This is a genomic window from Stenotrophomonas sp. ZAC14D1_NAIMI4_1 (assembly GCF_003086775.1).
Lineage (GTDB): Bacteria > Pseudomonadota > Gammaproteobacteria > Xanthomonadales > Xanthomonadaceae > Stenotrophomonas.
This window is the reverse complement of record NZ_CP026001.1, coordinates 979,075-1,005,949: the sequence shown is the minus strand read 5'-3', so window position 1 is coordinate 1,005,949 and position 26,875 is coordinate 979,075. Positions and strand designations below refer to the sequence as shown.

Here is a 26,875-nt window from a genome sequence, read left to right as displayed (position 1 = left end):
CGAAGCCGGGTCCTGCTGTGTCTTACTGGCAGAGCGTCAGAACTTAGTTCTGGACGTTCAGCTCGGTACGACGGTTCTTGGCGCGACCTTCCGGGTTGTCCGAACCATCCGGGTTGGTGTTCGGGGCAATCGGACGGCTCTCGCCGTAGCCGATCGGGCCCTGCAGACGGCCAGCGTCCACACCGTTCTGGGTCAGGTAGTTGTACACGGCGGTGGCGCGACGCTCGGACAGCTTCTGGTTGTAAGCGTCGGTACCCTTCGAGTCGGTGTGACCGGCGACTTCAACGCGCAGGTCCGGGTAACGCTTCAGGATTTCCGAAGCTTCCGACAGGATGGCCACAGCGTCCGGACGCAGGTTCGACTTGTCGAAGTCGAAGTTCACGCCCTTCAGGTCGATCGACACCGGCACCGGGCAACCGTCCGGACCGATGGTCTGGCCCGGCTGCGAGTTCGGGCACTTGTCGTCGCAGTTGTTGACGCCGTCACCGTCGTCATCCAGGTCAGCGCAGCTCGGGGCAACCGGAGCCGGAGCCGGGGCAACAGCAGCCACCGGGGCCGGGCCCAGCGGGATCACGACGCCGACCGAAGCCAGCACGTCGCCGAACCAGTCTTCGTTCGGAGCAGCAACGCTCTGGTCGTCGAAGACAGCGCGGTAGGCCACTTCGGCGCGGACAGCAACGCGCTTTTCGAAGGTGGTCTGCAGGCCGAAGCCCAGCTTGGCAGCGGCATTGCCGTCCTTACGCTCACGCGGGCCGTTCAGGCTGTTGGCAGCGTACTCTTCTTCCGACTTCTGGTAGCCCAGGCCACCGACGATGTACGGGTTCCAGCCGCGGCCTTCCTTGATGAAGTGGCGACGCAGGTCGAACGAGATGCCGTACTGCGACCAGTTCAGATCCTGGTTGGCATCGAAATTCGGGTTCTGGTAGTTCAGCTCACCGTCCAGCGACCACTCCGGGCTGATGAACTTACCCAGGCCCAGGGTGACGAACGGAGCATCGTTGGTCAGGCGGTCGCTGTCCTGGAAGTTGAAGCCGGCCGAACCGGTCAGGTACCAGCGGTCATCGAACTCCTGCGCGGACGCAGCCTGGGCGAAAGCCAGACCACCCAGCAGCGCGGCAGTAAGGATCTTCTTGTTCATTGAGTACAGCTCCTATTTCGGGGGTATGAAACCGGTAGAGGCATGGGCCAGCACTACTGCGTCGATGTTCGACAGCCGATTCAGCACGCCACCGCCGCGAACATTATGCTCAGGCGGGTGAAGGTCATGTTAACAGTCCCGTAACATGTGAAGCGTCGCACCCGACCAGCCACCGGTCCGACATTGAAACCCTATACAGGATCATGAAAATCCGCAAGACCCCCGTGCGACAAGGGTTTGGAGGGGATTAAGGGGAGTAAGCGACGGGTTTGCCGGAGTGCTGCATCGGGAGATTCAGCGCGCGCCCATTGTCGTGAGGAACCAAATGAGGCGGGCACATACTTCGCTGGCCAAGGGGTGAATGCCCCGGCGTCGAGCGATTTTCTTCTTTCCCGCCCCGGCCTTTGCAGCGTCGTGAACCGCAGCTCCGGGTTAACGCCATTCACGTCACTGGCCGCGTTGCCGCTGTACACGTGCATTGCTCCGCATCTGTATCTATAACAACGGCCAAAGCAGGACTACGGTGGGAACAGATTCCCCCTCCCCCCGGAACCCCCATGCCCACCGCCCTCCCCCTGCGCCTGCTCCAGCTTGTCACCGGCCTGTTCCTGTATGGATTCGGCATCGCCCTGATGGTGCGTGCGGCCATCGGCGTGGCGCCGTGGGACGTGCTTTCACAGGGGATTACCCTGCATTCGCCGCTTTCGTTCGGCCTGGTCACCAACCTGGTCGGCCTGGTGGTGCTGCTGTTGTGGTGGCCGCTGCGGCAGAAGCCTGGCGTGGGCACCGTGCTCAATGTGCTGCTGATCGGTCCGTCCGCGCAGTTCGGCCTGTGGTTGCTGCCACCGGCAGCCGGCCTGGCCTGGCAGTTGCTGCTGTTCTGCGCCGGCCTGCTGCTGATCGCACTGGCCACCGGCCTGTACATCGGCGCACGCCTCGGCCCCGGCCCACGCGACGGGCTGATGACCGGCCTGCACGCGCGCACCGGCCGGCCGATCTGGCAGGTCCGCACCCTCATCGAAGGCAGTGCCCTGGCGGTGGGCTGGTGGCTGGGCGGCAACATCGGCCTGGGCACGTTGGCCTTCGCCGTGCTGATCGGCCCGCTGTGCGGCCTGACGTTGGGCTGGTTCGGCATCGGCCGCCCGGTGGGGGGTAGCGCCGGGCCACGCCCGGCGAGCGCGCAGCGCGGCCACGGATGACCGCGCCGCCGGGCATGGCCCGGCGCTACCCGACGCTGCGGCAGCCCTTGCCCCGGCCGAAGTTTCGCGGCACCCTGCGCGCTTCCGTACGCAAGCGTATCGACCATGTCGCCAGCCAACGAAACCGCCTATCCGCACCTGTTCTCCCCGCTGGACCTGGGCTTTACCCAGCTGCGCAACCGGGTGCTGATGGGCTCGATGCACACCGGCCTGGAAGATCGCGCGCGCGACTTCCCGCGCCTGGCCGCCTATTTCGCCGAACGCGCCGAAGGTGGCGTCGGCCTGATCGTCACCGGTGGCTTCGCCCCGAATGTGGTTGGCTGGCTGAAGCCGTTCGGCGGCAAGCTGTCGTGGCCCTGGAAAGTGCGCCCGCACAAGCAGCTCACCGCCGCCGCGCACCAGCACGGCGCAAAGATCTGCCTGCAGCTGCTGCATGCCGGCCGCTATGCCTATCACCCGCTGTCGGTGGCGCCGTCCAAGCTGAAGGCGCCGATCAACCCGTTCACTCCGCGCGCGCTGTCGGCCAGCGGCGTCGAACGCCATATCGCCGATTACGCCCGCAGCGCGAAGCTGGCCCGCGAGGCCGGCTACGACGGCGTCGAAGTGATGGGCTCGGAGGGTTACCTCATCAACGAGTTCATCGCCCCGCGCACCAACACGCGCACCGATGCCTGGGGCGGCGACGCGCGCCAGCGCATGCGCTTCGCGGTGGAGATCGTGCGCCGCATCCGTGAGGCCTGCGGCCCGGACTTCATCATCATCTACCGGCTCTCGCTGGTCGACCTGGTCGATGACGGCAGCAACTGGGAAGAAATCGTGCAGCAGGCACAGGCCATCGAAGCCGCCGGCGCGACGATCATCAATTCCGGCATCGGCTGGCACGAGGCGCGCATCCCGACCATCGCCACCTCGGTGCCACGCGCAGCCTTCGCCGGGGTCACCGCCAAGCTCAAGCCGCACGTGAAGGTGCCGCTGGTCGCCACCAACCGCATCAACATGCCCGAAGTGGCCGAGCGCATCCTGGCCGGTGGTGGCGCCGACATGGTGTCGCTGGCCCGCCCGCTGCTGGCCGACCCACAGTGGCCGAACAAGGCCCGTGCCGGCCGCGCCGAGGCGATCAACACGTGCATCGCCTGCAACCAGGCCTGCCTGGACCACGTGTTCGAGAACAAGCTGGCCAGCTGCCTGGTCAACCCGCGTGCCGCGCACGAGACCGAGCTGGTCTACCACCCCACCACCGCGCCGAAGAAGATCGCGGTGGTCGGCGCCGGCCCGGCCGGCCTGGCCTGCGCCACGGTGGCCGCCGAGCGTGGCCACCAGGTCACCCTGTTCGATGCCGGCGCGGAGATCGGCGGCCAGTTCAACGTGGCCAAGCGCATCCCGGGCAAGGAGGAATTCCACGAGACCCTGCGCTACTTCCGCCACAAGCTGCAGGAAACCGGCGTGCAGCTGCGCCTGGATACCCGCGCCGATGCGGCTGCGCTGGCCGGCTTCGACGAGGTGGTGCTGGCCACCGGCATCACCCCGCGCAAGGTCGATTTCCCCGGTGCCGACCACGCCAAGGTGGTCACCTACCTGGACGTGCTGCTGGGGCGGGTCGACGTCGGCCCCAACGCGGCGATCATCGGTGCCGGCGGCATCGGCTTCGATGTCGGCGAGTTCCTCAGCCATGCGGGCCCCTCGCCCTCGCTGGACCCGCAGCGCTGGATGGCCGAATGGGGCGTGGACCGCCATTTCGAGGCCCGCGGCGCGCTGGCCAGCCCGCAGGTGGAAGCCTCGCCGCGCCGGCTGTGGCTGCTGCAGCGAAGCGCCGGCAAGCCCGGTGCGCGCCTGGGCAAGACCACCGGCTGGATCCACCGCGCCACGCTGAAGGCCAAGGGCGTGCGCATGCTCGGCGGCGTGGAGTACCTGGGCGTGGATGACGATGGCCTGCGCATCCGTGTGGATGGCAGTGAGCAGCTGCTGCCGGTCGACCATGTGGTGGTCTGCGCCGGACAGGAACCGAACCGCGCACTGCAGGCCGAACTGCAGGCCGCCGGCATCGCCGCGCAGCTGATCGGCGGCGCCGATGTGGCTGCGGAACTGGATGCAAAACGTGCGATCGATCAGGGCAGCCGGGTGGCCGCTGCCCTGTAGTCCGGGCCTGAATGGGGGGCGGAATGTGATTTTCGTCCCTCCGCCCGAACCTGAATGTCAAGCAAGCCGATTCAGGATGCGTTGGGTAATCCCCCCCTACCTTGCGCCGACTTTCTGCTCACCAGCCAGTTCCCGGTGAGCCGGCGCGGCCCCCTCGATCGGATGATCGTTTCTTTTGGGGCCGCCCACGGGGCGGCCCCGATGGCCGCCTCCCCATGACGCCAAGTCGTATCCCGGCCCGCAGCCCCCGCTGCTGGAACCCCGGGCTGCGGCCCACACGGAGCAAGGAGTTATATGAAACTGGCCTGGATTCTCTGGCTGTCGCAGTTGTTGCCGCAGCCGGCCGCTGATTCATTGTGTTTGAGCACCACCGTTTACCTGGAAGCCCGCGACCAGACCCTGCGCGGCCAGCAGGCCGTCGCCGAAGTCGCATTGCGCCGCCTCGACAGCGGCCTGTGGGGCGATTCGATGTGCCAGGTGGTCACCGCGCGCAAGCAGTTCGCCCCGACCATCGTCTCCCCCGGCACCCAGCTGGGCAACGACGCGGCCTGGAGCGAAGCGATGAACGTGGCCTTCGACGCCGAGCGCAACTGGGCGCTGCCGGCCGGCGAACGCCGCGAGATCGTCCCCGGTGCCAGCCACTTCGCCGCGCTGTCCATTGCCAGCCCGAACTGGCGCAATGCCTACCAGGTGGCGACCATCGGCGACCACACCTTCTATAAGGTGCAGAACCTCAAGCCTCGCCAGTCGTAACGATCTGTTGCCGGCGGCAGCGTTGCCGCACGCCGGCAGGCTCTGGGATAGTGGGCGTTTCCCGCCACACCCGCCTGGAGTCCCCATGAAGCTGTACAGCAAGCCTGGTGCCTGTTCCACCGCCGACCACATCGCCCTGCAGTGGACCGGCCAGCCCTATGAAGTGGAACTGCTGGACAAGGACACCCTGAAGGGTCCGGACTTCCTCAAGATCAACCCGGCCGGCGCGGTGCCTGCGCTGGTCGATGGCGATTTCATCCTGCTGCAGAACGCAGCCATCATGGGCTACATCGCCGACAGCTTCCCGCAGGCCGGCCTGGGCGGCGATGGCAGCGCACAGCAGCGCGCCGAAGCCACCCGCTGGCTGTCCTTCGTCAATTCGGACGTGCACCCGGCGTTCTCGCCGCTGTTCGGGCCGGCCAAGTTCATCGCCGATGAAGGCCAGTTCGACGCCATCCGCGCCGCCGCGCGCAAGCGCCTGCGCGGCCTGTTCGAAACCGCCGACAAGCAGCTGGCCGACAAGCCGTGGCTGGCCGGCTTCCGCAGCTTCGCCGATCCCTACTTCTACATCACCCTGCGCTGGGCTGCGGCCGCCAAGGTCGACCTGGTCGGCCTGGACAACGTGGCTGCGTTCAAGACCCGCATGGAAGCCGACGCGGGCGTGCAGGCCGTGCTGAAGGCCGAAGGCCTGGCCTGAGGCCTGGACGGGGCCAGACGCGGGGTCGGATCCGTCTGCGCAGCAGACGGCTCTGACCCCGATGACCACGGGTCAATCAGTCGAGCAAGCTCGACTCTACGCATCTGCCGCGTTCGTCGCGCTCAGCCGATCTCGCGGATGACGGCACCCTTGCCGTCGCGCAGCTGGGTCGGCACCACCTCGATGCGCAGCCTTGACCCCACCGGGTACAGGCCGCGTTCGGCCGGCACGGCTGCCATCGCCTGCAGCCCCGCCTCATCCAGCAGCCAGCGCGCGCTGTCGCCTTCAACCTCTTCAACGCTGTCGCCATCGGCCGGGACGAACGTCCACTGCCGCTCACGGCTGACCAGCTCCAGCGGCTTGCCATGGCGCAGGCGCAGGCCGAGCAGCTCGGACACGCTTGGCACCTGGCCAGCGCCCAGCACCAGCGTGGTCACGCCCGCCTCCTGCCGCCACCCCAGGGTCTCGATGAACAGCATGCCGGTGGTCGAGCCTTCACGCTCACTGCCCTCCCGTGCCTGCGCGGCCAACGCGGGATCATCGAGCAGGTTGCCGCGGTGCAGGTCGGTGATCCACAGCGGCATCGCCGGCTGCAGGGCCTGCAGCACGCCGCGGGTCGACCAGCGCCGGATCGCCTCCATTTCTTCATCGGTCAAGCCGACCAGCTGCAGGAACTGCAGGTGCCCGTTGGCGGTATCGCGCGCCGGCAGCTGCGGATCGGCGATGAAGGCCAGATGGCAGAGCCGGGTGTCCGTCTCCAGCGCGATCGGGCCGTTGGCATCGAGATGGTGGCCATCTTCGAACACGTTGCCGCTGCCGAACACATAGCGCGCCAGGTTCTGCAGCAGGTTCAACGGCCACACCGGCGGCGTGCTGCCGGCATGCTCGCCGGCGCTGGCCGCCAGGCGGAAGGTCAGCTCGAAGCCGTAACCGCTGGTGTCGGCATCACTGCTTTCCTTCGCATACAGCTCGGAGAAGCCGTAGGTGATGTAGTGCCAGTGCGGCACGGGGGCGTCGGCCCAGTACACGCTGATGCCGTCCAGCGGATCCTGGCCACCCAGCGTGTAGGGCAATGCAGTGCCGTAGTGGCGCGGCTCCTGGCCGGCATACAGCGGTGCCAGCGCCGCATTGATGGCGTCCCAACCGGGCGTGTCGGTGGTGTCGTGTTCGTCCTGCACGCAGGCATCCTCGAGGGCAGTGGAATCCACCGCCCACTTTACCCGCCACGTCAGGCCTGCACGACCTCGCCCGCCGCCGGCGACAGCAGCACCTGGGTTTCCTGCCACCAGCGCTGGGCCAGTGCCGGGCTGCGTGCCTTCGCCACCGCGTCCAGCAGTTCCGGGCACAGCCGCTCCAGCGACAGCGCATCCTTGCAGCGCTCGATCTTCAGCTGCATGAAGTAGCCCTTCAGGCCCAGATGGCGGCGTACTGCCTCGCTCATCGCCTCGTACAACTGCTGGTACAGCGCCGGGTCCTGTTCGCGGCCGCTGCTGAGGGCACGCGCGGCCACCGGCTCGACCGCGCCGCCGACCACTTCGATCAGCTCAAGTGCCGCCAGTTGCTGCAGCGCATCCGGCGGCGCGCGCAGGCCTTCGAGCAGGCCACGCAGTTCGTTGTCATCGCGGCGGCCATCGACCATCAACAGGATTGAACGCAATCCCGCCGGCAGGCGCCGGCCGCGGTCTTCGATTTCCTGGCGGCCAGCGGCCGTCTTGGCGTGCAGCAGTGCCATGCATCCCCCCAATCCTTGATGCGCTTCATCTGCGCGCCCGGGCGGGCGCGCCCCCTTTGGTCGCCATCGTCAGCGCCGGCGCAGCTTCCCCGAAGCGCAGGCTCTGTTGCAGATCGATGACAGGCCGAGCTTAGCGCATGTCTGGCGGATGGGTAGCGCCAGGCCATGCCTGGCGGCTTTTCCGCGCTTCGCGCTCGCCGGGCATGGCCCGGCGCTACCAGACCGCTTACCGCCCCAGCGCGCGGCGGATTTCTTCCAACGCCCCGGGGTCATCCAGGGTCGACAGGTCGCCCGGGTCGCGCTGCTCGGCCAGCGCCTGCAGCGAGCGCCGCAGCAGCTTGCCCGAGCGGGTCTTGGGCAGCGCGTTGACCACGTGCACGTGTGCCGGCCGGGCCACCGCACCGAGCGAGGCGGTCACCGCCGCCATCATCTCGGCCACTACCGGCGCCGGGTCCTCGCCGTTGAGCCCCTGCTTGAGGGTCACGAACACCAGTGGCACCTGCCCCTTCAGCTCGTCCTTGACCCCGATCACCGCCGCTTCGGCCACGCGCGGGTGGCCGGAGATCGCTTCCTCGATCTCGCGCGTGCCCAGGCGGTGCCCGGCCACGTTGATCACATCATCGGTGCGGCCGAGGATGAAGGTGTAGCCGTCGTCATCGCGGATGGCCCAGTCCAGCGAGCTGTACAGCAGTTCCTTGAAGTGGCTGAAGTAGCTCTGCATGAAACGCGCATCGTCGTTCCACACCGTGCTCATGCAGCCCGGCGGCAGCGGCGGGGTCACCACCAGCACGCCCTTCTGCCCGGCCGCGACTTCCTCGCCGGTGTTCTCGTCGATCACCTTCATGCGATAGCCGAGGTTGGGGAAGCCCGGCGAACCGAAGCGAACGGGCTTCATGTCCAGCCCCGGCAACAACGTCAGCGCCGGCCAGCCGGTTTCGGTCTGCCAGTAGTTGTCGATGATCGGCTTGCCCAGCGCCTCGCTGATCCAGTGCGCGGTGGGTTCATCCAACGGCTCGCCCGCCAGGAACAGGTACTTCAGCGCGTCGAGGTCGTGGCGATGGATGAAGTCGGCATCGTGCTTCTTCAGCACGCGGATGGCGGTGGGCGAGGAGAACATCGTGCGCACGTTGTACTGCTCGCACAGCGCCCACCAGATGCCCGGGTCCGGGTTGGTCGGCAGCCCTTCATAGAGCAGCGAGGTGCAGCCACCGATCAGCGGCCCATACACGTTGTAGGAATGGCCGACGGCCCAGCCCACGTCCGAGGTGGAGAACATCACCTGGCCCGGCTGGCAGTCGAACACCGTCTGCATCGACTGCGCCATCGCCACGGCATAGCCGCCCACGTCGCGCTGCACGCCCTTGGGCTTGCCGGTGGTGCCGGAGGTATAGAGCAGGTAGCTGGGTTCGCTGGACTCGAGCCACTTCACCGGCACGTCCACTTCACCCACCTGCCCGCGCAGTGCGGCGTAGTCGACATCGCGGCCGGGCACGTGCGGCTCGGCCGGATCCAGGCCGCGCGAAACGATCAGCACGTGCGGCGGCGGGCTGGTCGCCTCGGCGCAGGCAGCGTCCACCATGGCCTTGTACGGGATGACCTTGCCACCGCGCATGCCGGCATCGGCGGCGATCAGCAGCTTCGGTTTGGCATCGTCAATGCGCAGCGCCAGGTTGTGCGCGGCGAAGCCACCGAACACCACCGAATGCACCGCGCCGATGCGCGCGCACGCCAGCATGGCGAACACGGCTTCGGCCATGTTGGGCATGTAGATGACCACGCGGTCACCATGGCCCACGCCCAGGCGCTGCAGCACCGCGGCGAAGTCGTTCACCTCGCGGTACAGCTGGCGGTAGGTGATTTCGCGGGTGACGTTGGTTTCGGTGGAGACCGCCACCAGCGCGAGCTGGTCGGGCCGATCAACGAGGTGGCGGTCGACGGCGTTGTAGCAGAGGTTGGTTTCGCCCCCGACATACCAGCGGCGGAACGGCGGATTGCTGTAGTCCAGCACCTGCTTCGGCGGCACATGCCAGTAGATGCGCTTGGCTTCCTCGCCCCAGAACGCCTCCGGCTCGTCGATCGAGCGGCGGTAGGTTTCCTCGTAATTCATGACGCAGCCCTCCCAGACAAAGTCATGCATTCGAGGATAGTCCCGCGCTGGCACGCGGGCCGCCCTACCTTGGTAGGGGGTGGGGTTTTTCATGCAGGGCTGCCGCCCTGCACCTGCAGAAGCAACGTCAACGTCAAAAGCGGGGCTGCTGAGGGATGGCGGGGTGGGTCCGGTCGAGGGGGACGCTGCAAGTACGTCCCTGTAAGCTCGGTCGCCGCATCCATGCGGCTCACGCCCCCTCAACCGGACCCACCCCGCCTTCGACAGTTCTCCGCGATCTGTCGGGACGGCGCTCTGCTCTGGTGGGTGCCGACCGTTGGTCGGCACGGGGTCGGATATCGATGTCTGACCGATGTGTCGACCAACGGTCGACACCTACCAGCAGCCTGTCGGAGTCGACACAGTAGAGCCACGCCATGCGTGGATGATTTGTTCGATATCTGACAGATGTGCCGACCAACGGTCGGCACCCACCAACAGCCGCGGAAATCTGTCGGGGGTGGGGCGGTGTGGGTGGGCAGGACCGCAGGCGCCATGGATGGCGCCTACGAGCCCCCATGGACGGGTTTACGGCGTGTCCTGCCCACCCACACCGCCCCGCCCAACCAGCAGAAAACAGCACCGCTTTTGACGTTGACGTTGACGTTGCTTCGGCAGGTGCAGGGCGCAGCCCTGCCGAACCCCTTAGAACGGAGCCGCAGACTCGAACGCCAGCGCGGCACCCGTCACCGGATGGGTGAACGCCAGCGCACACGCATGCAGGTACACCCGCTGCGCCGGCGTGGCCCCATACAGCACATCACCCACGATGGGATGACCAAGACTGGCCATGTGCAGCCGCAGCTGATGGCTGCGCCCGGTCACCGGCTCCAGCGCCACGCGCGTGCGCTGCGCCTGCACATCGCGGGCGAGCACGCGCCACCGCGTCAGCGCCGGCTTGCCACGTTCGTGGTCGACCTGCTGCTTCGGCCGGTTCGGCCAGTCCACGATCAACGGCAGGTCCACCGCGCCGGCCTCTGCCTCCAGCAGCCCCTGCACCACCGCCTCGTAGCGCTTGCTCACCTGGCGTTGCTCGAACTGCATCGACAGCGCCGCCTGCATCGCCTTGCCGCGCGCATGCAGCAGCAGGCCCGACGTCACCTGGTCCAGACGGTGCACGGTCAGCGCATCCGGGTACAGCGCCTGCAGACGCGCCACCACGCAGTCCTGGTTCTCCTCGCTGCGGCCGGGCACGGACAGCAGGCCGGCCGGCTTCTCGGCCACCAGCAGTGCGTCGTCGATGTAATGCAGGTGGATCATCAGGTTTCCTGGCCCTCAAACAGCAACGGGGAAGCCTGAGCTTCCCCGTTGCCTGGTACCGACCAACGGTCGGCACCTACCTTCTGGATCACGTACCGACCAACGGCCGGTACCTACCGGACAACGCCGGTATCAGCCCAGCAGGTGGGCGACGCCGGAGCGCTCTTCTTCCAGCTCGGCCAGGGTCTTGTCGATGTACTTCTGGCTGAAGTCGTCGATCGGCAGATCCTTGACCAGGGTGTACTTGCCGTTTTCGGTGGTCACGGCGAAGCCGAAGATCACGCCTTCCGGAATGCCGTAGGAACCGTCGGACGGCACGCCCATGGTGACCCACTTGCCGTTGCTGCCCAGCACCCAGTCACGCACGTGGTCGATGGCAGCGTTGGCGGCCGAAGCAGCCGAGGACGAGCCACGGGCTTCGATGATCGCCGCGCCGCGCTTGCCCACGGTCGGGATGAAGGTGTTGGCGTTCCATTCCTGGTCGTTGATCGCATCGGCGATGGAAGCACCATCGGCGGTGGCGAAACGGTAGTCCGGGTACATGGTCGGGCTGTGGTTGCCCCACACGACCAGCTTCTCCATGCCACCGACCGGCTTGCCGAGCTTGGTCGACAGCTGGCTCAGCGCGCGGTTGTGGTCCAGGCGCAGCATGGCGGTGAAGTTTTCCGGCTTCAGGTCCGGGGCCGACTTCATGGCGATGTAGGCATTGGTGTTGGCCGGGTTGCCGACCACCAGCACCTTCACGTCACGGCTGGCGACCTTGTTCAGCGCCGCGCCCTGGGCGGTGAAGATCTTGGCGTTTTCCAGCAGCAGGTCCTTGCGCTCCATGCCCGGGCCGCGCGGACGCGCGCCGACCAGCAGGGCGATGTCGGCATCCTTGAAGGCCACTTCGGCGTCGTCGGTGCCGACCATGCCGGCCAGCAGCGGGAAGGCGCAGTCTTCCAGCTCCATCATCACGCCCTTCAGGGCGGCCTGGGCCTTGTCGACCGGCAGTTCCAGCAGCTGCAGGATGACCGGCTGGTCCTTGCCCAGCATTTCGCCGGAGGCGATGCGGAACAGCAGGGCGTAACCGATCTGGCCGGCAGCGCCGGTCACGGCAACACGAACGGGTGCTTTCATGGGGGTTTCCTCTTGCTTGCAAGCGTTGGATGGAACGCCGCGGGCGTGGCACGCAGGCCTGGCGGGCGGCGGGGAACAGGGAAACGGCCACCGAAGGGTGGCCGTTTCGAAGGGGGATCAGGCGGCGAGGATCTTGTTCCACTCGGCGACGCGGTCGGCCTGTGCGGCCAGCGCGGCGTCGACGTCGCCTTCCAGGGTGATCGAATGGATCACGTCGCCCTGCTTGACCGAATCGACGATGGCCTGGCCTTCCAGGACCTTGCCGAAGACGGTGTGGCGGCCGTCCAGCCAGTCGGTCTTGATGTGGGTGATGAAGAACTGGCTGCCATTGGTGTTCGGGCCGGCGTTGGCCATCGACAGCGAGCCGACCTCGTGCTTCACGCCGTTCTTCTCGTCCTCGAACTTGTAGCCCGGGCCGCCGGTGCCACGACCCTGCGGGCAGCCGCCCTGGATCATGAAGTCGGCGATCACGCGGTGGAAGATCAGGCCGTCATAGAAGCCCTGCTTGACCAGGTTGACGAAGTTGGCAACCGTCAGCGGCGCCTTGTCGGCGAACAGCTCGACCTTGATCGGGCCCTGGGTGGTGTCGAAAGTGGCGATGAGGGACATGAAGATCCTTGATGCAGATGGGGTTGCGTCTAGCCACCTAGTTTACACCCGGCTCGTGGCAGCGGCGCCTTCGACCATGGGCCAACGGGACCGGTCCCGCCGGCCGGGGGGCGCCGTTCAGCCAGCCAGGGCAGGCCCCTGAATGGGCCTCTGCCCGGGCCTGAAATCAAGGTTTTCGCGAATCGTCAACTTCGACGTATAATGTTGGACTTCTTTTTCCAAATCCGGCGCCGACTGGCCCCCTTTCGTATGTCCATCGAAAACCTTCGCAACATCGCCATCGTCGCCCACGTCGACCATGGCAAGACCACCCTGGTCGACCAGCTGCTGAAGCAGTCCGGCACCCTGTCCGAGCGTACCGTCCTCGCCGAGCGCGTGATGGACAGCAACGACCAGGAAAAGGAACGCGGCATCACCATCCTGGCCAAGAACACCGCCATCACCTGGGAAGACAAGAAGACCGGCATCAAGAACCGGATCAACATCGTCGACACCCCGGGGCACGCCGACTTCGGCGGCGAGGTCGAGCGCGTGCTGTCGATGGTCGACACCGTGCTGATCCTGGTCGACGCCATGGACGGCCCGATGCCGCAGACCCGCTTCGTCACCCAGAAGGCCTTCGCGATGGGCTTCAAGCCGATCGTCGTGGTCAACAAGGTTGACCGTCCGGGCTCGCGTCCGGAGTGGGTCATCGACCAGGTCTTCGACCTGTTCGACAAGCTCGGCGCCACCAACGAGCAGCTGGACTTCCCGATCGTCTACGCCTCGGCCCTGAACGGCTACGCCGGCCTGGAAGACACCGTGCGCGACGGCGACATGACCCCGCTGTACGAAGCGATCATGCAGCACGCGCCGAAGCCGGAAGTCGATCCGGAAGGCGCCTTCCAGATGCGCATCAGCCAGCTGGACTACAACAACTTCGTGGGCGTCATCGGCATCGGCCGCATCCAGCGCGGCACCCTGAAGAAGAACATGCAGGTCGCGGTCATCGACCGTGAAGGCAAGAAGCGCAACGGCAAGGTCGCGCAGGTGCTGGGCTTCCTGGGCCTGGAGCGCATCGAGCAGGACACCGCCGAAGCCGGTGACATCGTCGCCATCTCCGGTATTCCGGAGCTGACCATCTCCGACACCCTGTGCCACCCGGATACCCCGGAAGCGCTGCCGGCACTGACCGTCGACGAGCCGACCATCTCGATGACCTTCCAGGTCAACAACTCGCCGTTCGCCGGCAACAAGGACCTGTCCGGCGGCAAGTTCCTGACCAGCCGCCAGATCAAGGACCGCCTGGACCGTGAAAAGGTCCACAACGTGGCCCTGAAGGTCGAACAGCTGGAAGACGCCGACAAGTTCCTGGTCTCCGGCCGTGGCGAACTGCACCTGTCGGTGCTGATCGAGAACATGCGTCGCGAAGGCTACGAGCTGGCCGTGTCGCGCCCGGAAGTCATCATCAAGGAAATCGACGGCCAGATGATGGAGCCGATCGAACAGCTGGTGGTGGACATCGAAGAAATCCACCAGGGCGGCGTGATGGAAAAGCTGGGCACCCGCAAGGGCCAGCTGAAGAACATGGAGCCGGACGGCAAGGGCCGCGTGCGCCTGGAATACTCGATCCCGGCCCGTGGCCTGATCGGTTTCCAGAACGAGTTCAAGACCCTGACCCAGGGTTCGGGCCTGCTGTTCCACGTGTTCGACCATTACGGTCCGAAGGAACAGGGCGCGATTGCCAAGCGCATCAACGGCGTGATGATCGCCAATGCGCCGGGCACCACGCCGGCCTACTCGCTTGGCCCGCTGCAGGAACGCGGCAAGCTGTTCGCCGCTGAAGGCGACAACGTGTATGAAGGCCAGCTGGTCGGTATCCACTCCAAGGACAACGACCTGACCGTCAACGCGATCAAGACCAAGCCGCTGACCAACATGCGCGCTTCGGGCAAGGACGATGCGATCCAGCTGACCCCGGCGATCAAGTACTCGCTGGAACAGGCCCTGGACTTCATCGAGGACGACGAGCTGGTCGAGATCACCCCGAAGGAGATCCGCCTGCGCAAGAAGTTCCTGACCGAAAGCGACCGCAAGAAGGCTTCGCGCGGCGGCTGAGCCTGACCCGTGAGCCAGAACGGCTACAACCCGGATCCGCACCGGCATCCGGGTCTCCACGTCATCGCCCTGCTCGAAGCGAGCAAGGCGATGCTGGCGTTGTTGGCTGCGACCGGGCTGGAAATGCTCGGTCCGCAGCCGCTTCGCGATGGGGTCAATGCCCTGATCCGGCGTTTCAGCCTGGACCCGGATCACGGCACCCTGCCCTCGCTGCTGAACATGATCAGTCCCGATGCGGTGCACCTGGCCGCAGCGGCGATGATCGGCTACGGCCTGCTGCACCTGGTCGAAGCCTGGGGCCTGTGGAAGGCCAAGGCCTGGGCCTCCTGGCTCGGCTGCCTGACGGCCTCGATCTACCTGCCCTTCGACATCTACGCGGTGCTCCGCCATCCTGGCTGGGCGTCCTGGAGCGTGCTGGCGATCAACCTGATCGTCGTCTACGTCCTCGCCCGCGACCTGCGCAAGCGCCGCCACTGAGCAGCCGCTACACTGACGATTGGAGCCGACCCAGCCGTCCGATGCGCCCGTTCCTGCCTTCCCTGCTGACCTGCCTGATCGCGGCCCTGCCCGCGCTGCTTGCCGTGGGCTGCAGTCCGGCCACACCCGCGGCGCACGCCGCCGCACCCGGCAGCAGCAACGTGCCCTTCCCCTATGCCGAAACCGACGTGGCGGACCTGCAGGCACGGATGGTCAGCGGTGAACTGGACAGCGCCACCCTCACCGCCGCCTACCTCAAGCGCATTGCCGCCCTGGACCGCACCGGGCCGCGCCTGCGCGCGGTGCTGGAGCTGAACCCCGATGCCCTGAAGGAAGCGGCCGAGCGCGACCGCGAGCGCCGTGCAGGCCGCCTGCGCGGCCCGCTGCATGGCATCCCGGTGCTGCTGAAGGACAACATCAACGCCGCGCCCATGGCCACCACGGCCGGCTCGCTGGCGCTGCAGGGCTTCAAGCCCGGCGACGCCTACCTGGTGCGCCGCCTGCGCGAGGCCGGCGCGGTGGTGCTGGGCAAGACCAACCTCAGCGAATGGGCCAACTTCCGCGGCAACGACTCGATCTCCGGCTGGAGCGCCCGCGGCGGCCAGACCCGCAACCCCTACCGCCTCAGCCATTCGCCCTGCGGCTCCAGCAGCGGCAGCGCCGTGGCCGTGGCCGCCAACCTGGCCAGCGTGGCGATCGGCACCGAAACCGACGGCAGCATCGTCTGCCCGGCGGCCATCAATGGCGTGGTCGGGCTGAAGCCCACCGTCGGCCTGGTCAGCCGCGAGGGCATCATCCCGATCTCCTTCAGCCAGGACACCGCCGGGCCGATGACCCGCAGCGTGGCCGATGCGGCCGCCGTGCTGACCGCCATCGCCGGCCGCGATGATGCCGACCCGGCCACTGCTACCATGCCTGGCCGCGCCGTCTACGATTACACCGCGCGGTTGGACCCGCAGGGCCTGCGCGGCAAGCGCCTGGGCCTGCTGCAGACGCCGCTGCTGAAGTACCGTGGCATGTCGCCGCTGATGGACCACGCCGTGGCCGAGCTGCGCCGCGCCGGTGCAGTGGTGGTGCCGGTGGCCATGCCCAACCAGGGCGCCTGGGACGAGGCCGAGCGCACCGTCCTGCTGTACGAGTTCAAGGCCGGGCTGGAGCGCTACTTCGCCACCTACCAGGCCCCGATGCGCAGCCTGGCCGAGCTGATCGCCTTCAACCAGGCCCATGCGAAGCAGGAACTGGGGCTGTTCGGCCAGCAGCTGCTGCAGGAGGCCGAGGCCACCGCCGGGCTGGCCGACCCCGCCTACATCCGTGCACGCAGCGACGCGAGGCGCCTGGCGGGCCCTGAGGGCATCGACGCGGTGCTGGCGGCACACCAGCTCGATGGCCTGATCGCCCCGACCACCGGCATCGCCTGGCCGCTGCGCAGCAGCGGTGACGATTTCCCGGGCGAGAGCTACAGCGCCGCCGCCGTGGCCGGCTACCCCAGCCTGAGCGTGCCGATGGGGCAGATCGACGGCCTGCCCGCCGGCCTGCTGTTCATGGGCACCGCCTGGAGCGAGCCGAAGCTGATCGAGATGGCCTACGCCTACGAACAGCGCACCCGCGCGCGGCAGCCGCCACGGTTTGCCACCGACGCCCTGATCGACGCAGGCGACCCGTAATCATCTGGTAGCGCCGGGCCATGCCCGGCGGACGGAACGTGCCGCTGCGCTCGCCGGGGATGGCCCGGCGCTACCGTTCGGGTTCCGGCTCCCCCGGCACGATCGCCGCCTCACCATCCTCCGCGCCCGGCGAACGCACGTCCGCCGTGCGCGCACGCGGCCCGCGCGGCATGTCCAGCTCATCCTCGTGCTGCAGGCGCGCACGCACCTGCGGCAGCGACTGCGGATGTTCGCGGGCGAGGAAATCCAGCATCCGTTCGCGCACCAGGCAGCGCAGGTCAAAGGCATCGCCGGAGCTGCGCGCACTCACCAGCAGGCGCACCTGGATCGCGCGTTCGCTGGTGTCGGTCACCTGGGTCACGCACACGCGGCCATCCCACAGCGCCTCGCCACGGCAGATGCGCTCCAGCTCGGCACGGATCGCCGCGATGGGCGCGCGGTAGTCCAGCCAGAAGAACGCGGTGCCGAGCAGGTCGGCGCTGCGTCGCGTCCAGTTCTGGAAGGGGTTTTCGATGAACCAGGTCAACGGCACCACCATCCGCCGCTCATCCCAGATACGCACCACCACGTAGCTGCTGCCGATCTCCTCGATGCGCCCCCACTCGCCCTCCACGATCACCACGTCATCGAGGCGGATCGGCTGGGTCACGGCGATCTGCAGGCCGGCGATCAGGTTGCCGAACACCGGCTTGGCCGCGATACCGGCCACCAGGCCGATCAACCCGGCCGACGCCAGCAGCGCCGAACCGATCTTCGCCACCATATCGAACTGCAGCAGCACCAGCGAGGCGCCGAGGACGATGATGCCGCCCATGATCACCCGGCTGAGCACACGGGTCTGGGTCTGGATGCGGCGCGCTTCCAGGTTGTCGGCCACGTCGATCGGGTTGCTGCGCAGGATGGCGCGCTCGATGGCACTGACACCGCGTACCAGCAGCCAGATGAAACACGCCACCAGGCTGATATGCAGCACCCGTTGCAGATTGCCCAGCAGCGGATCCTGCAATGGCGTCGCCTGCAGCGCGGGAATCAGCAGCAGCAGCGGCAATGCCGTGGCCAGTGGCAGGCCGAGCACACGACCGATGCGCGCACGGCGCCGATCACGCCCTTTCAGCCGGTGATAGATCCACAGGATCACCCAGGCACCGATGCCGCCGATCACCAGCGCCAGTCCCAACGGCCACGCATAGGCCTGCATGTGCTGCCAATGCACGCTTGCCACCTCCACTCGAACACGCGAATGGACAGGGTCGCGCATGGCGGATGACTGTTTTGTATGCAGGGTTGGCACCCTGCACCCGCAAACGTCAACGTCAACGTCAACGTCAAAGGCGGGTTTACTGAAGGATGGCGGGGTGGATCCGGTTGAGGGGGACGCCGTAAACCCATCCATGGGGGCTTGGTCGCGGCATCCATGCCGCTCACACCCCCTCAACCGGACCCACCCCGCCTTCGACAGTTTTCCGCGATCTGTCGGAACGGCGTTCTGCTTTCGTGGGTGCCGACCGTTGGTCGGCACGGGGTCGGAGAGAATTTTGAATATCGATATCTGACAGATGTGCCGACCAACGGTCGGCACCCACCAACAGCGGCGAACGGTAGATCCACGCCATGCGTGGATGAATTCATTCGATATCTGACAGATGTGCCGACCAACGGTCGGCACCCACCAACAGATCGCAGGGATCTGTCAGAGGTGGGGCGGTGTGGGTGGGCAGGACCGTTGGCGCCATGGATGGCGCCATCGAGCCCCCATGGGTGAGGGCGCTTTGCTTGCGAAGCACTGCTTCGCAAGCGCCCGAACGCACAGCCGCCAGCGGCTGGGCCGGACCCCGGAGGGGGGGTTACGGCGTGTCCTGACCACCCACACCGCCCCGCCAACCCACGGAATGCCCGCTTTTGCTGTTGAGGTTGCCGGCCAGCGGCCGGCACTACCGCAGGTGCAGGACTGCAAGCCCTGCGGAAAAAACCTACCTCGCCTGCTCCTGCTTGCGCACGATCGCCATCGCGATCTCCAGCGACTGCTCATAGTTCAACCGCGGGTCCACCGTCGAGCGATACGCACGCTCCAGGTCACGCTCGGTCAACTCGCGCGCACCACCGGTGCATTCGGTCACGTCCTCGCCGGTCAGCTCCAGGTGCACGCCACCCAGCCGCGTGCCCGCCGCAGCGTGCAGGTCGAAGGACATCTCCACTTCGCCCCGCACGTTGTCGAAGCGACGCGTCTTGAAGCCGTTGGCCGTGCTCTCGGTATTGCCGTGCATCGCATCGCACACCCACAGCACGCGACGACCATCGCGCTTCACCGCGTCCAGCAGTGGCGGCAGCTTCTCGGCAATCTGCGCCGCCCCCATGCGGTGGATGAAGCTCAGGCGGCCGGGTTCGTCATCCGGGTTCAGCACGTCGATCAACCGCAGCAATTGGTCCGGCTGCACCGACGGGCCCACCTTGATCGCGATCGGGTTGCGTACGCCACGCAGGTATTCCACGTGTGCGCCATCCAGCGCGGCAGTGCGCATGCCGATCCACGGGTAGTGCGTGCTCAGGTTCAACCAGCCCTGCTGGCGCGGCACCTGGCGGGTCAGGGCCTGCTCGTAGGGCAGCAGCAGCGCTTCGTGCGAGGTGTAGAAATCGATGCGGTTGAGGTTGTGCACGCGGGCCCCGGCCAGGGTCTCCATGAAGTGCACCGCGTCGCCGATCGAGGCCACCATCTTCTGGTACTCGGCGGCCAGCGGCGAATGCCGCACCCACTCCAGGTTCCAGTACTCGGGGTGGTGCAGGTCGGCGAAGCCACCATCGATCAATGCCCGAACGAAGTTCATCGTCATTGCCGAATGCGCGTGGGCCTGCAGCATCCGCTTCGGGTCCGGCAGGCGCGCAGCCTCGGTGAATGCCGGCGCGTTGATCACATCGCCGCGGTAGCTGGGCAGGGTCACGCCATCGCGGGTCTCGGTGTCGGCCGAACGCGGCTTGGCGTACTGGCCGGCGAAGCGGCCAACGCGGATCACCGGCTGGCGCAGGCCGTGCACCAGCACCAGGCTCATCTGCAGCAGCACCTTCAGGCGGTTGGAGATCGTGCCCGATTCGCAGTCGCTGAAATTCTCCGCGCAGTCACCGCCCTGCAGCAGGAAGCGCTTGCCCTCCTGCGCATCAGCCAGCTGCTGCTTCAGCGCCAGGATCTCCCACGAGGTCACCAGCGGCGGCAGCCGCTTCAGCTCATGCAGGGCCGCGTCCAGGGCAATCGGATCGGGATAGGTCGGCATCTGCAGGGCGGTCTTGCCACGCCAGCTCTCCGGCGACCAGCCAGCGCCAGCAGCGGTCGCAGCAGGATCAGAGACGGGCGGAACGGCGGACAGGCTCATTGCAGGATTCCGGGGGTGGGGGACGGTCATGGTCGCAGAGCAGGCCGCTGCCGCAAAGGCCCGGGCGACGCCTGCACATGGCTGAACGCCGGGGAAAGGTCAGCGCGAGCGGCCACAAACCGCATGCCCACAGCCCCCCGGACAGGCGCATGATTCGCTCCGCAGTGTTACGAAGTAACAATCCAGTCACCCCTATTGGCCCCTTCCACAGCCCATCCGCCATGAAGCCCTCCCTGCTCGCTACCGGCATCACTTTCGCCCTGGCCCTGGCCAGCCTGCCCAACCTCGCCCTGGCCGCCGATGCCGGCACCGACGCGGCGCCGGTGAAGGACCTCGATACGGTCACCGTCAGCGCCCAGCTCGACCAGGCGCGCAACGCGCTGTCGCCCGACATCGGCAGCAGCCAGTACCAGATCACCGCCGAGGACATCCAGAAGCAGCCACTGGGGGCGTCCGCGCCGCTCAGCCAGGTACTGCTGCAGGCGCCCGGCGTGGTCCAGGATTCCTACGGTGGCGTGCACGTGCGCGGCGACCACGCCAACCTGCAGTACCGCATCAACGGCGTGCTGCTGCCGGAATCGATCTCCGGCTTTGGCCAGACCCTGGATGCACGCACGATCAAGAGCATCCGGCTGATGGACGGTGCATTGCCGGCGCAGTTCGGCGAGCGCACCGCCGCAGTGGTCGACATCACCACCCGCAGTGGCGCCGAACTCGGCAATGGCGGCAGCGTCGGCATCACCACCGGCTCGTTCGGCAAGGTCAATCCGAATGCGTCCTGGTGGGGCTCGCAGGGGCGCTGGAGCTGGTTCCTGACCGGCAACTACGACCAGAACGAGGTCGGCCTGGAGAACCCGACCAGCTCGCGCAAGCCGGAGCATGACGATACCCACCAGGGCAAAGCCTTCGCCGACCTGACCTATCTGGTCAACGACACCACCCGCCTGAGCGTGTTCGCCGGCTTCGCCAACAACCGCTTCCAGATTCCGGTCAATCCGGGGCAGACGCCGCAGTTCGGCTACCTGGACACCACCACCTTCGATTCCAGCCAGCTGGATGAGACCCAGCGCGAAACTACCCGCTTCGGCATGCTGGTGCTGCAGGGCACGCTGGGCGAGACCGCCTACCAGGTCTCCGCCGGCCAGCGCTACAGCGATGTCGGCTTCAATCCCGACGTGGCCGGCGACATGGTGTTCAGTGGCGTCGCCTCGCAGGTCCAGCGCAGCAACCGCGCCAATACGCTGCAGGCGGATTTCTCCACGCCGCTGGGCGACAACCACACGCTGCGCTACGGCGTATACGGCAACCAGGAACGCGCGCGTGCCAGCAACAACAGCTGGGTGTTCCCGGTCGACGATGACGGCGCGCAGGCCAGCACCACGCCGCTGCAGATTGCCGACAACAGCGCGTTCAAGGCCACCACCCTGGCGGTCTACGTGCAGGACGAATGGAAGATCGGCGACGACTGGACGGTCAACTACGGCCTGCGCGGTGATCGCTACAAGGCCTTCGGCCAGACCGAGGGCCAGCTCAGCCCGCGCCTGGGCGTGGTCTGGACTGCCAGCGACAGCACCACCGTGCATGCCGGCTACTCGCGCTACTTCACCCCGCCGGCGAGCGAGCTGATCGCCACCAGCGACATCAGCCTGTATGACGGCACCACCAACGCACAGCCGTCCGGTGGCAACAACATCCCGCTGGCCGAGCGCAGCGACTACTACGACATCGGTGTCTCCCAGCAGGTCGGCGACCACCTGACCCTGGGCCTGGATGCCTACGACCGGCGCGTCTCGCGCCTGCAGGACGAAGGCCAGTTCGGCGCCGCCTACATCTACTCGACGTTCAACTACCGCCGCGGCCACATCCGTGGCCTGGAATTCAGCGCCGACTACAGCAACGGTCCCTTCAGCGCCTACTTCAATGCCGCCCTGAACAAGGCCATCGGCACCGACGTCATCACCAGCCAGTACAACCTCGACCCGGAAGCGCTGGCCTACGTGGCCGACCACTGGATCCACCTGGACCACGACCAGAAGCTGACCTCGTCGGGCGGTTTCAGCTATGCCTTCGCCGGCCACAACCGCGTCGGCGCGAACTACGTGTTCGGCAGCGGCCTGCGCTCGGATACCGACACCGTGCCCAACGGCGGCGAACTGCCGTCCTACCTGCAGGTGAACCTCAGCGCCGGCCACGACTTCAATGCCGACAGCGGGCATCCGCTGCACATGCAGGTAGCGTTGATCAATGCACTGGACCGCAGCTACCAGCTGCGTGACGGCGGCGGTGTGGGTGTGTTCGCCCCGCAGTGGGGCCCGCGCCGCGGTGCCTACCTGAGCCTGCAGCAGGACTTCTGATCGGGCGGGGGTCGGATCCCTTTCCGCAGGAAAGGGATCCGACCCCGCCGTGTTTTCAGCGCTTGACCTTGCGCAGCGACACCACCAGCGCCCACAGCGCCAGCAGGACGAACCACACGCCCGACCACATCGGCATGGTCATGCCCAGGAAGGTCCAGTCGATGTTGCCGCAGTTGCCGGTGCCGGTCAGCACGGTGCGGAACACTTCCAGCGGCCCCATGGTCTCGCTCAGGAACGCCAGCGGCGGGCCGCAGGTGGAACCCATCTCCGGCGGAAGCATCTGCACGTACACATGGCGTGCCGCGATGCCGAACCCGACAGCAGCGGCAATGAAGGCGAGGATGCCGTAGGTCGCGCGGCCCGGCCGGTTGGAGGGGCCGTGCAAGGCGCCGATCAGGAACAGCAGGCCCAGTGCAGCGAATGCCAGGCGCTGGAAGATGCACAGCGGACAAGGCTCCAGCCCCATCTTCAACTGCAGGAAGATGGCGAAGCCGAGCAGGCCCGCGCAGATCAGGAAGCCCAACAGGAACTGGGCGCGGAAGGGCCAGCGCAAAGGATTCATCGTGAACGCTCGAACGGATCAGGCGCCAAGCGTAACCGAGAGCGCCTCCCGTTCGAACCGCCACACGGCACGCCTGTCGGAACGGTGTGGGCCGGAGCGGAGCCCGGAAACGGAAACGCCGGGCATGGCCCGGCGCTACCAGAACGCAAAAGCCCGGCAGAAGCCGGGCTTTCGCTGTGTCGCGTTGGAGCGGTCCGATTACTCGGCCACTTCCTCAGCCACGGCCGGACGGTCGACCAGCTCGACGTAGGCCATCGGAGCGTTGTCGCCGGCGCGGAAGCCGCACTTCAGCAGACGCAGGTAGCCGCCCGGACGGTTCGCGTAGCGCGGGCCCAGGATGGTGAACAGGTTGCCCACGGCTTCGTTGTCACGCAGGCGGGCGAAGGCCAGACGGCGGTTGGCGACGGAGTCGACCTTGGCCAGGGTGATCAGCGGCTCGGCAACGCGGCGCAGTTCCTTGGCCTTCGGCAGGGTGGTCTTGATCAGCTCGTGCTTGAACAGCGAGGCGGCCATGTTCTTGAACATCGCTTCGCGGTGGGCGCTGGTGCGGTTGAACTTACGGCCAGACTTCATGTGACGCATGGTGATATTCCTTGGTTAATGATGAGACTGTGTGGATCGTTGTCGCCATCCTGGCGTTGCTGCGCGGACTGCGGTTGGTCCTGGCCATCCGTCCTGGACGACCTGCCCGCGAACCTGCGGTTCGTCGTGGCATGTATGTTGCGTTGAAGGCCCCACCGCGAACGGTGGAGCCTCCAGGCATTACCGATATCAGCCCAGCATGCCGTGGCTGGCGACGCCGGCCGGCGGCCAGTTCTCCAGCTTCATGCCGAGGGACAGGCCGCGCTGAGCCAGCACTTCCTTGATCTCGGTGAGCGACTTCTTGCCCAGGTTCGGGGTCTTCAGCAGCTCCACTTCGGTCTTCTGGATCAGATCGCCGATGTAGTAGATGCTTTCGGCCTTCAGGCAGTTGGCCGAACGCACGGTCAGCTCCAGATCGTCGATCGGGCGCAGCAGCACCGGATCCACGCCGTTGTTGGCCGGCTTGGCTGCACCGCGGTCGCGGTGGGTGAAGTCACCGAACACCGACAACTGGTCGCTGAGGATGTCGGCGGCGGTGCGCACGGCTTCCTCGGCGTCGATGGTGCCGTTGGTCTCGATATCGATGACCAGCTTGTCCAGGTCGGTACGCTGTTCGACACGAGCCGCTTCCACGGCATAGGCGACGCGGCGGACCGGCGAGAACGAGGCATCCAGGACCAGGCGGCCGATGGCACGGGTTTCTTCGTCCGGACGACGACGCGCGGCAGCCGGCTGGTAGCCGAAACCACGTTCGATCTTCAGACGCATGTTGATCGCCGTATCCTTGGTCAGGTGGCAGATCACATGATCGCTGTTCAGGATCTCCACATTGTGGTCGACCTTGATGTCAGCAGCAGTGACAACGCCCGGACCCTGCTTGGACAGGGACAGGGTGGCGCTGTCGCCGGAATGCATACGGATGGCCACGTCCTTCAGGTTCAGCAGGACTTCGAGCACGTCCTCCTGCAGACCTTCGACCGTGGTGTACTCGTGCAACACGCCGTCGATTTCGACTTCCGTGATGGCGAAGCCCGGGATGGACGACAGCAGCACGCGACGCAGGGCATTACCCAGCGTATGCCCGTAACCCCGCTCCAAAGGTTCGATAACGACCTTTGCACGGGTGTCGGTAAGGCGTTCGATCTGCGGACCGCGAGGACGCAGAACCTGGTTGGCGGTAACCGTCATGTTGCGGGTTCTCCTAGTGAACCCCCGGCCGTCGCCGGGGGCTCTCCAATGATGAATTACTTCGAATACAGCTCGACGATCAGCGCTTCGTTGATGTCCGCAGGCAGATCCGAACGATCCGGAACAGCCTTGAAGATGCCGGTGAACTTGCCGGAATCCACTTCAACCCACGACGGGCTCAGGTCATGCTGGGCGGCGACGGTCAGGGCTTCCTGGACGCGCAGCTGCTTGGCAGCCTTTTCAGACAGAGCGATGGCGTCGCCAGCCTTGACCTGGTACGAAGCCAGGTTGACCGACTTGCCATTCACGGTGACGCCGCGGTGCGACACCAGCTGACGGGCAGCCGGACGGGTCACGGCGAAGCCCATGCGGTAGACGACGTTGTCCAGGCGGGTTTCCAGCAGCTGCAGCAGGTTCTCGCCGGTGTTGCCCTTCTTGGTCGAGGCCTTCTTGTAGTAGTTGCGGAACTGACGCTCCAGCAGGCCGTAGATACGCTTGACCTTCTGCTTTTCACGCAGCTGGGTGGCGTAGTCGGACAGCTTGCCCTTACGGGCAGTGGCGCCGTGCTGGCCGGGCTTCTGCTCCAGCTTGCACTTGGAGTCCAGCGCACGCGCCGGGCTCTTCAGGGACAGGTCGGCGCCTTCGCGACGGGCGAGCTTACAGGTAGGACCGATATAACGAGCCATTTCTTATCGCTCCCTTTAGACGCGACGCTTCTTCGGCGGACGGCACCCGTTGTGCGGGATAGGCGTCACGTCGATGATGTTGGTGATCTTGTAGCCGACGTTGTTCAACGAACGCACGGCCGACTCACGGCCCGGACCCGGGCCCTTGATGCGGACTTCCAGCGACTTCACGCCGTAGTCCAGCGCAGCACGACCGGCCTTTTCGGCAGCCACCTGGGCAGCGAACGGGGTCGACTTGCGCGAACCGCGGAAGCCAGCGCCACCGGAGGTCGCCCACGACAGAGCGTTGCCCTGGCGGTCGGTGATGGTCACGATGGTGTTGTTGAACGAAGCGTGGACGTGGGCAACGCCGTCGGTGACGACGCGCTTGATCTTCTTCTTGGTCTTAGCAGCGGGCTTAGCCATTTATAGGTCCCTTACTTCCTGATCGCCTTGCGCGGGCCCTTGCGGGTGCGGGCGTTGGTACGGGTGCGCTGGCCACGCAGCGGCAGGCCGCGACGGTGACGCAGGCCGCGGTAGCAGCCCAGGTCCATCAGGCGCTTGATCGCGATGCCGATTTCACGGCGCAGATCGCCTTCCACGATGTACTTGCCGACTTCGGCGCGCAGGCGCTCGATTTCCGGCTCCGACAGATCGCGGATCTTGGTGGTCGAAGTAACGCCTGCGACTTCGCAGACCTTCTTCGAACGGGTACGGCCGATGCCGTAAATGCTTTGCAACCCGACCCAGACGTGCTTCTGGGCTGGCAGGTTGACGCCTGCAATACGCGCCATGACGCGGTTCTCCAGCTGAGTGATGGCCGACAGCGCGCCTCGGGCACGCCAATCCGGCAGGATGGATCAAAAAAGTGAACTAGCGATACTAACAAGGTTCCGGTTTACATGGAAGCCCGTGAAACATTGAAGTTTCATGGACCCGGCCTGGGGAGTGTGCCCAGGCTCCGGCGCCGGACAAGGTTGGACCTGGGTTTCCCCGGGGCCGCCCGCGCTACTCCAGCGCAGGACCACCTCGCCACACCCCCACCCGGAACCGCTGCGGGGGCCGCCCTTCGTTTGTGTGGCCAGAGTCCGCGAAGCGGAGGACCATCACGTCAGGAAGACGAAAGTATAACAGG

General features: G+C 66.5%; 23 protein-coding genes. 8 read left to right on the top strand and 15 right to left on the bottom strand.

Translation table 11 applies throughout. The features are described from left to right. Positions 1 to 43: 43 nt before the first annotated feature. The gene (locus C1927_RS04570) at positions 44 to 1,138 is read right to left on the bottom strand and encodes an OmpA family protein (protein WP_079220775.1); all 1,095 of its coding nucleotides are present in this window, start codon (positions 1,136 to 1,138) and stop codon (positions 44 to 46) included. Positions 1,139 to 1,695: 557 nt separating this feature from the next. On the opposite strand from C1927_RS04570, the gene C1927_RS04565 reads away from it, so the two are divergent. The 4 genes from C1927_RS04565 to C1927_RS04550 all read left to right on the top strand — a co-directional run bounded on the left by C1927_RS04565 (position 1,696) and on the right by C1927_RS04550 (position 5,923). Then, positions 1,696 to 2,337: a hypothetical protein gene (locus C1927_RS04565; protein ID WP_108746028.1), complete on the top strand. Its 642-nt coding sequence runs from the start codon at positions 1,696 to 1,698 to the stop codon at positions 2,335 to 2,337. A gap of 105 nt (positions 2,338 to 2,442) precedes the next feature. Beyond that, positions 2,443 to 4,473, top strand: coding sequence for an NADPH-dependent 2,4-dienoyl-CoA reductase (locus tag C1927_RS04560; protein ID WP_108746027.1), 2,031 nt, complete (start codon positions 2,443 to 2,445; stop codon positions 4,471 to 4,473). 294 nt (positions 4,474 to 4,767) lie between these two features. After that, the gene (locus C1927_RS04555) at positions 4,768 to 5,226 is read left to right on the top strand and encodes a cell wall hydrolase (RefSeq protein WP_004154513.1); all 459 of its coding nucleotides are present in this window, start codon (positions 4,768 to 4,770) and stop codon (positions 5,224 to 5,226) included. Between the two features lie 85 nt (positions 5,227 to 5,311). Beyond that, positions 5,312 to 5,923, top strand: coding sequence for a glutathione S-transferase N-terminal domain-containing protein (locus tag C1927_RS04550; RefSeq protein ID WP_108746026.1), 612 nt, complete (start codon positions 5,312 to 5,314; stop codon positions 5,921 to 5,923). A gap of 122 nt (positions 5,924 to 6,045) precedes the next feature. Here the strand turns inward: C1927_RS04550 and C1927_RS04545 are convergent, their stop codons facing one another. From C1927_RS04545 to C1927_RS04520, 6 genes are all read right to left on the bottom strand, one after another. Beyond that, a complete protein-coding gene (locus tag C1927_RS04545) occupies positions 6,046 to 7,101 on the bottom strand; it encodes a suppressor of fused domain protein (RefSeq protein WP_108747769.1) in 1,056 nt (351 codons plus the stop codon). A 50-nt stretch (positions 7,102 to 7,151) separates the two neighbouring features. Further along, on the bottom strand, positions 7,152 to 7,655 hold the full coding sequence (locus C1927_RS04540) for a hypothetical protein (protein ID WP_079220773.1): 504 nt from the start codon (positions 7,653 to 7,655) through the stop codon (positions 7,152 to 7,154). Positions 7,656 to 7,881: 226 nt separating this feature from the next. Beyond that, positions 7,882 to 9,762, bottom strand: coding sequence for a propionate--CoA ligase (gene prpE / locus C1927_RS04535; protein WP_108746025.1), 1,881 nt, complete (start codon positions 9,760 to 9,762; stop codon positions 7,882 to 7,884). Between the two features lie 684 nt (positions 9,763 to 10,446). Beyond that, on the bottom strand, positions 10,447 to 11,061 hold the full coding sequence (locus C1927_RS04530; protein ID WP_108746024.1) for an RluA family pseudouridine synthase: 615 nt from the start codon (positions 11,059 to 11,061) through the stop codon (positions 10,447 to 10,449). 132 nt (positions 11,062 to 11,193) lie between these two features. Then, positions 11,194 to 12,180, bottom strand: a complete 987-nt coding sequence (locus tag C1927_RS04525; protein ID WP_079220770.1) for a malate dehydrogenase — start codon at positions 12,178 to 12,180, stop codon at positions 11,194 to 11,196. Between the two features lie 117 nt (positions 12,181 to 12,297). Next, a complete protein-coding gene (locus C1927_RS04520) occupies positions 12,298 to 12,789 on the bottom strand; it encodes a peptidylprolyl isomerase (protein WP_079220769.1) in 492 nt (163 codons plus the stop codon). A 249-nt stretch (positions 12,790 to 13,038) separates the two neighbouring features. On the opposite strand from C1927_RS04520, the gene typA reads away from it, so the two are divergent. From typA to C1927_RS04505, 3 genes are read left to right on the top strand one after another with little or no spacing between them, the layout of a single operon-like run. Further along, complete coding sequence (gene typA / locus C1927_RS04515; RefSeq protein WP_049456418.1) at positions 13,039 to 14,886, top strand: translational GTPase TypA; 1,848 nt, start codon at positions 13,039 to 13,041, stop codon at positions 14,884 to 14,886. A 9-nt stretch (positions 14,887 to 14,895) separates the two neighbouring features. Further along, entirely contained in the window at positions 14,896 to 15,363 is a 468-nt protein-coding gene (locus C1927_RS04510) for a DUF2127 domain-containing protein (RefSeq protein ID WP_079220768.1), read from the top strand. A gap of 41 nt (positions 15,364 to 15,404) precedes the next feature. Further along, the gene (locus C1927_RS04505) at positions 15,405 to 17,027 is read left to right on the top strand and encodes an amidase (protein ID WP_108746023.1); all 1,623 of its coding nucleotides are present in this window, start codon (positions 15,405 to 15,407) and stop codon (positions 17,025 to 17,027) included. Between the two features lie 70 nt (positions 17,028 to 17,097). Here C1927_RS04505 and C1927_RS04500 read toward each other — a convergent pair whose 3' ends face one another. Together C1927_RS04500 and C1927_RS04495 are read right to left on the bottom strand one after the other, a co-directional pair. Further along, positions 17,098 to 18,285, bottom strand: coding sequence for a mechanosensitive ion channel family protein (locus C1927_RS04500; protein ID WP_174208669.1), 1,188 nt, complete (start codon positions 18,283 to 18,285; stop codon positions 17,098 to 17,100). A 712-nt stretch (positions 18,286 to 18,997) separates the two neighbouring features. Next, the gene (locus C1927_RS04495; protein WP_079220766.1) at positions 18,998 to 20,389 is read right to left on the bottom strand and encodes a 3-deoxy-7-phosphoheptulonate synthase class II; all 1,392 of its coding nucleotides are present in this window, start codon (positions 20,387 to 20,389) and stop codon (positions 18,998 to 19,000) included. Between the two features lie 221 nt (positions 20,390 to 20,610). Here C1927_RS04495 and C1927_RS04490 point away from each other — a divergent pair, with 221 nt between their 5' ends. Then, positions 20,611 to 22,743 (top strand): TonB-dependent receptor, encoded by a 2,133-nt coding sequence (locus tag C1927_RS04490; protein WP_108746022.1) that lies wholly within the window; start codon positions 20,611 to 20,613, stop codon positions 22,741 to 22,743. 55 nt (positions 22,744 to 22,798) lie between these two features. On the opposite strand, the gene C1927_RS04485 is transcribed toward C1927_RS04490, so the two are convergent. From C1927_RS04485 to rpsM, 6 genes are all read right to left on the bottom strand, one after another. After that, positions 22,799 to 23,305: a disulfide bond formation protein B gene (locus C1927_RS04485; protein WP_079220764.1), complete on the bottom strand. Its 507-nt coding sequence runs from the start codon at positions 23,303 to 23,305 to the stop codon at positions 22,799 to 22,801. A gap of 198 nt (positions 23,306 to 23,503) precedes the next feature. Continuing rightward, positions 23,504 to 23,887 carry a 50S ribosomal protein L17 gene (gene rplQ, locus C1927_RS04480; protein WP_079220763.1) on the bottom strand — a complete coding sequence of 128 codons (384 nt, stop codon included), beginning with the start codon at positions 23,885 to 23,887 and terminating at the stop codon, positions 23,504 to 23,506. 189 nt (positions 23,888 to 24,076) lie between these two features. Beyond that, positions 24,077 to 25,075, bottom strand: a complete 999-nt coding sequence (rpoA, locus tag C1927_RS04475) for a DNA-directed RNA polymerase subunit alpha (protein ID WP_079220762.1) — start codon at positions 25,073 to 25,075, stop codon at positions 24,077 to 24,079. Positions 25,076 to 25,131: 56 nt separating this feature from the next. After that, on the bottom strand, positions 25,132 to 25,761 hold the full coding sequence (rpsD, locus tag C1927_RS04470) for a 30S ribosomal protein S4 (protein ID WP_004145446.1): 630 nt from the start codon (positions 25,759 to 25,761) through the stop codon (positions 25,132 to 25,134). A 15-nt stretch (positions 25,762 to 25,776) separates the two neighbouring features. Beyond that, the gene (gene rpsK, locus C1927_RS04465) at positions 25,777 to 26,166 is read right to left on the bottom strand and encodes a 30S ribosomal protein S11 (protein ID WP_004145443.1); all 390 of its coding nucleotides are present in this window, start codon (positions 26,164 to 26,166) and stop codon (positions 25,777 to 25,779) included. Between the two features lie 11 nt (positions 26,167 to 26,177). Further along, entirely contained in the window at positions 26,178 to 26,534 is a 357-nt protein-coding gene (gene rpsM / locus C1927_RS04460) for a 30S ribosomal protein S13 (protein WP_025879318.1), read from the bottom strand. Positions 26,535 to 26,875: the final 341 nt, after the last annotated feature.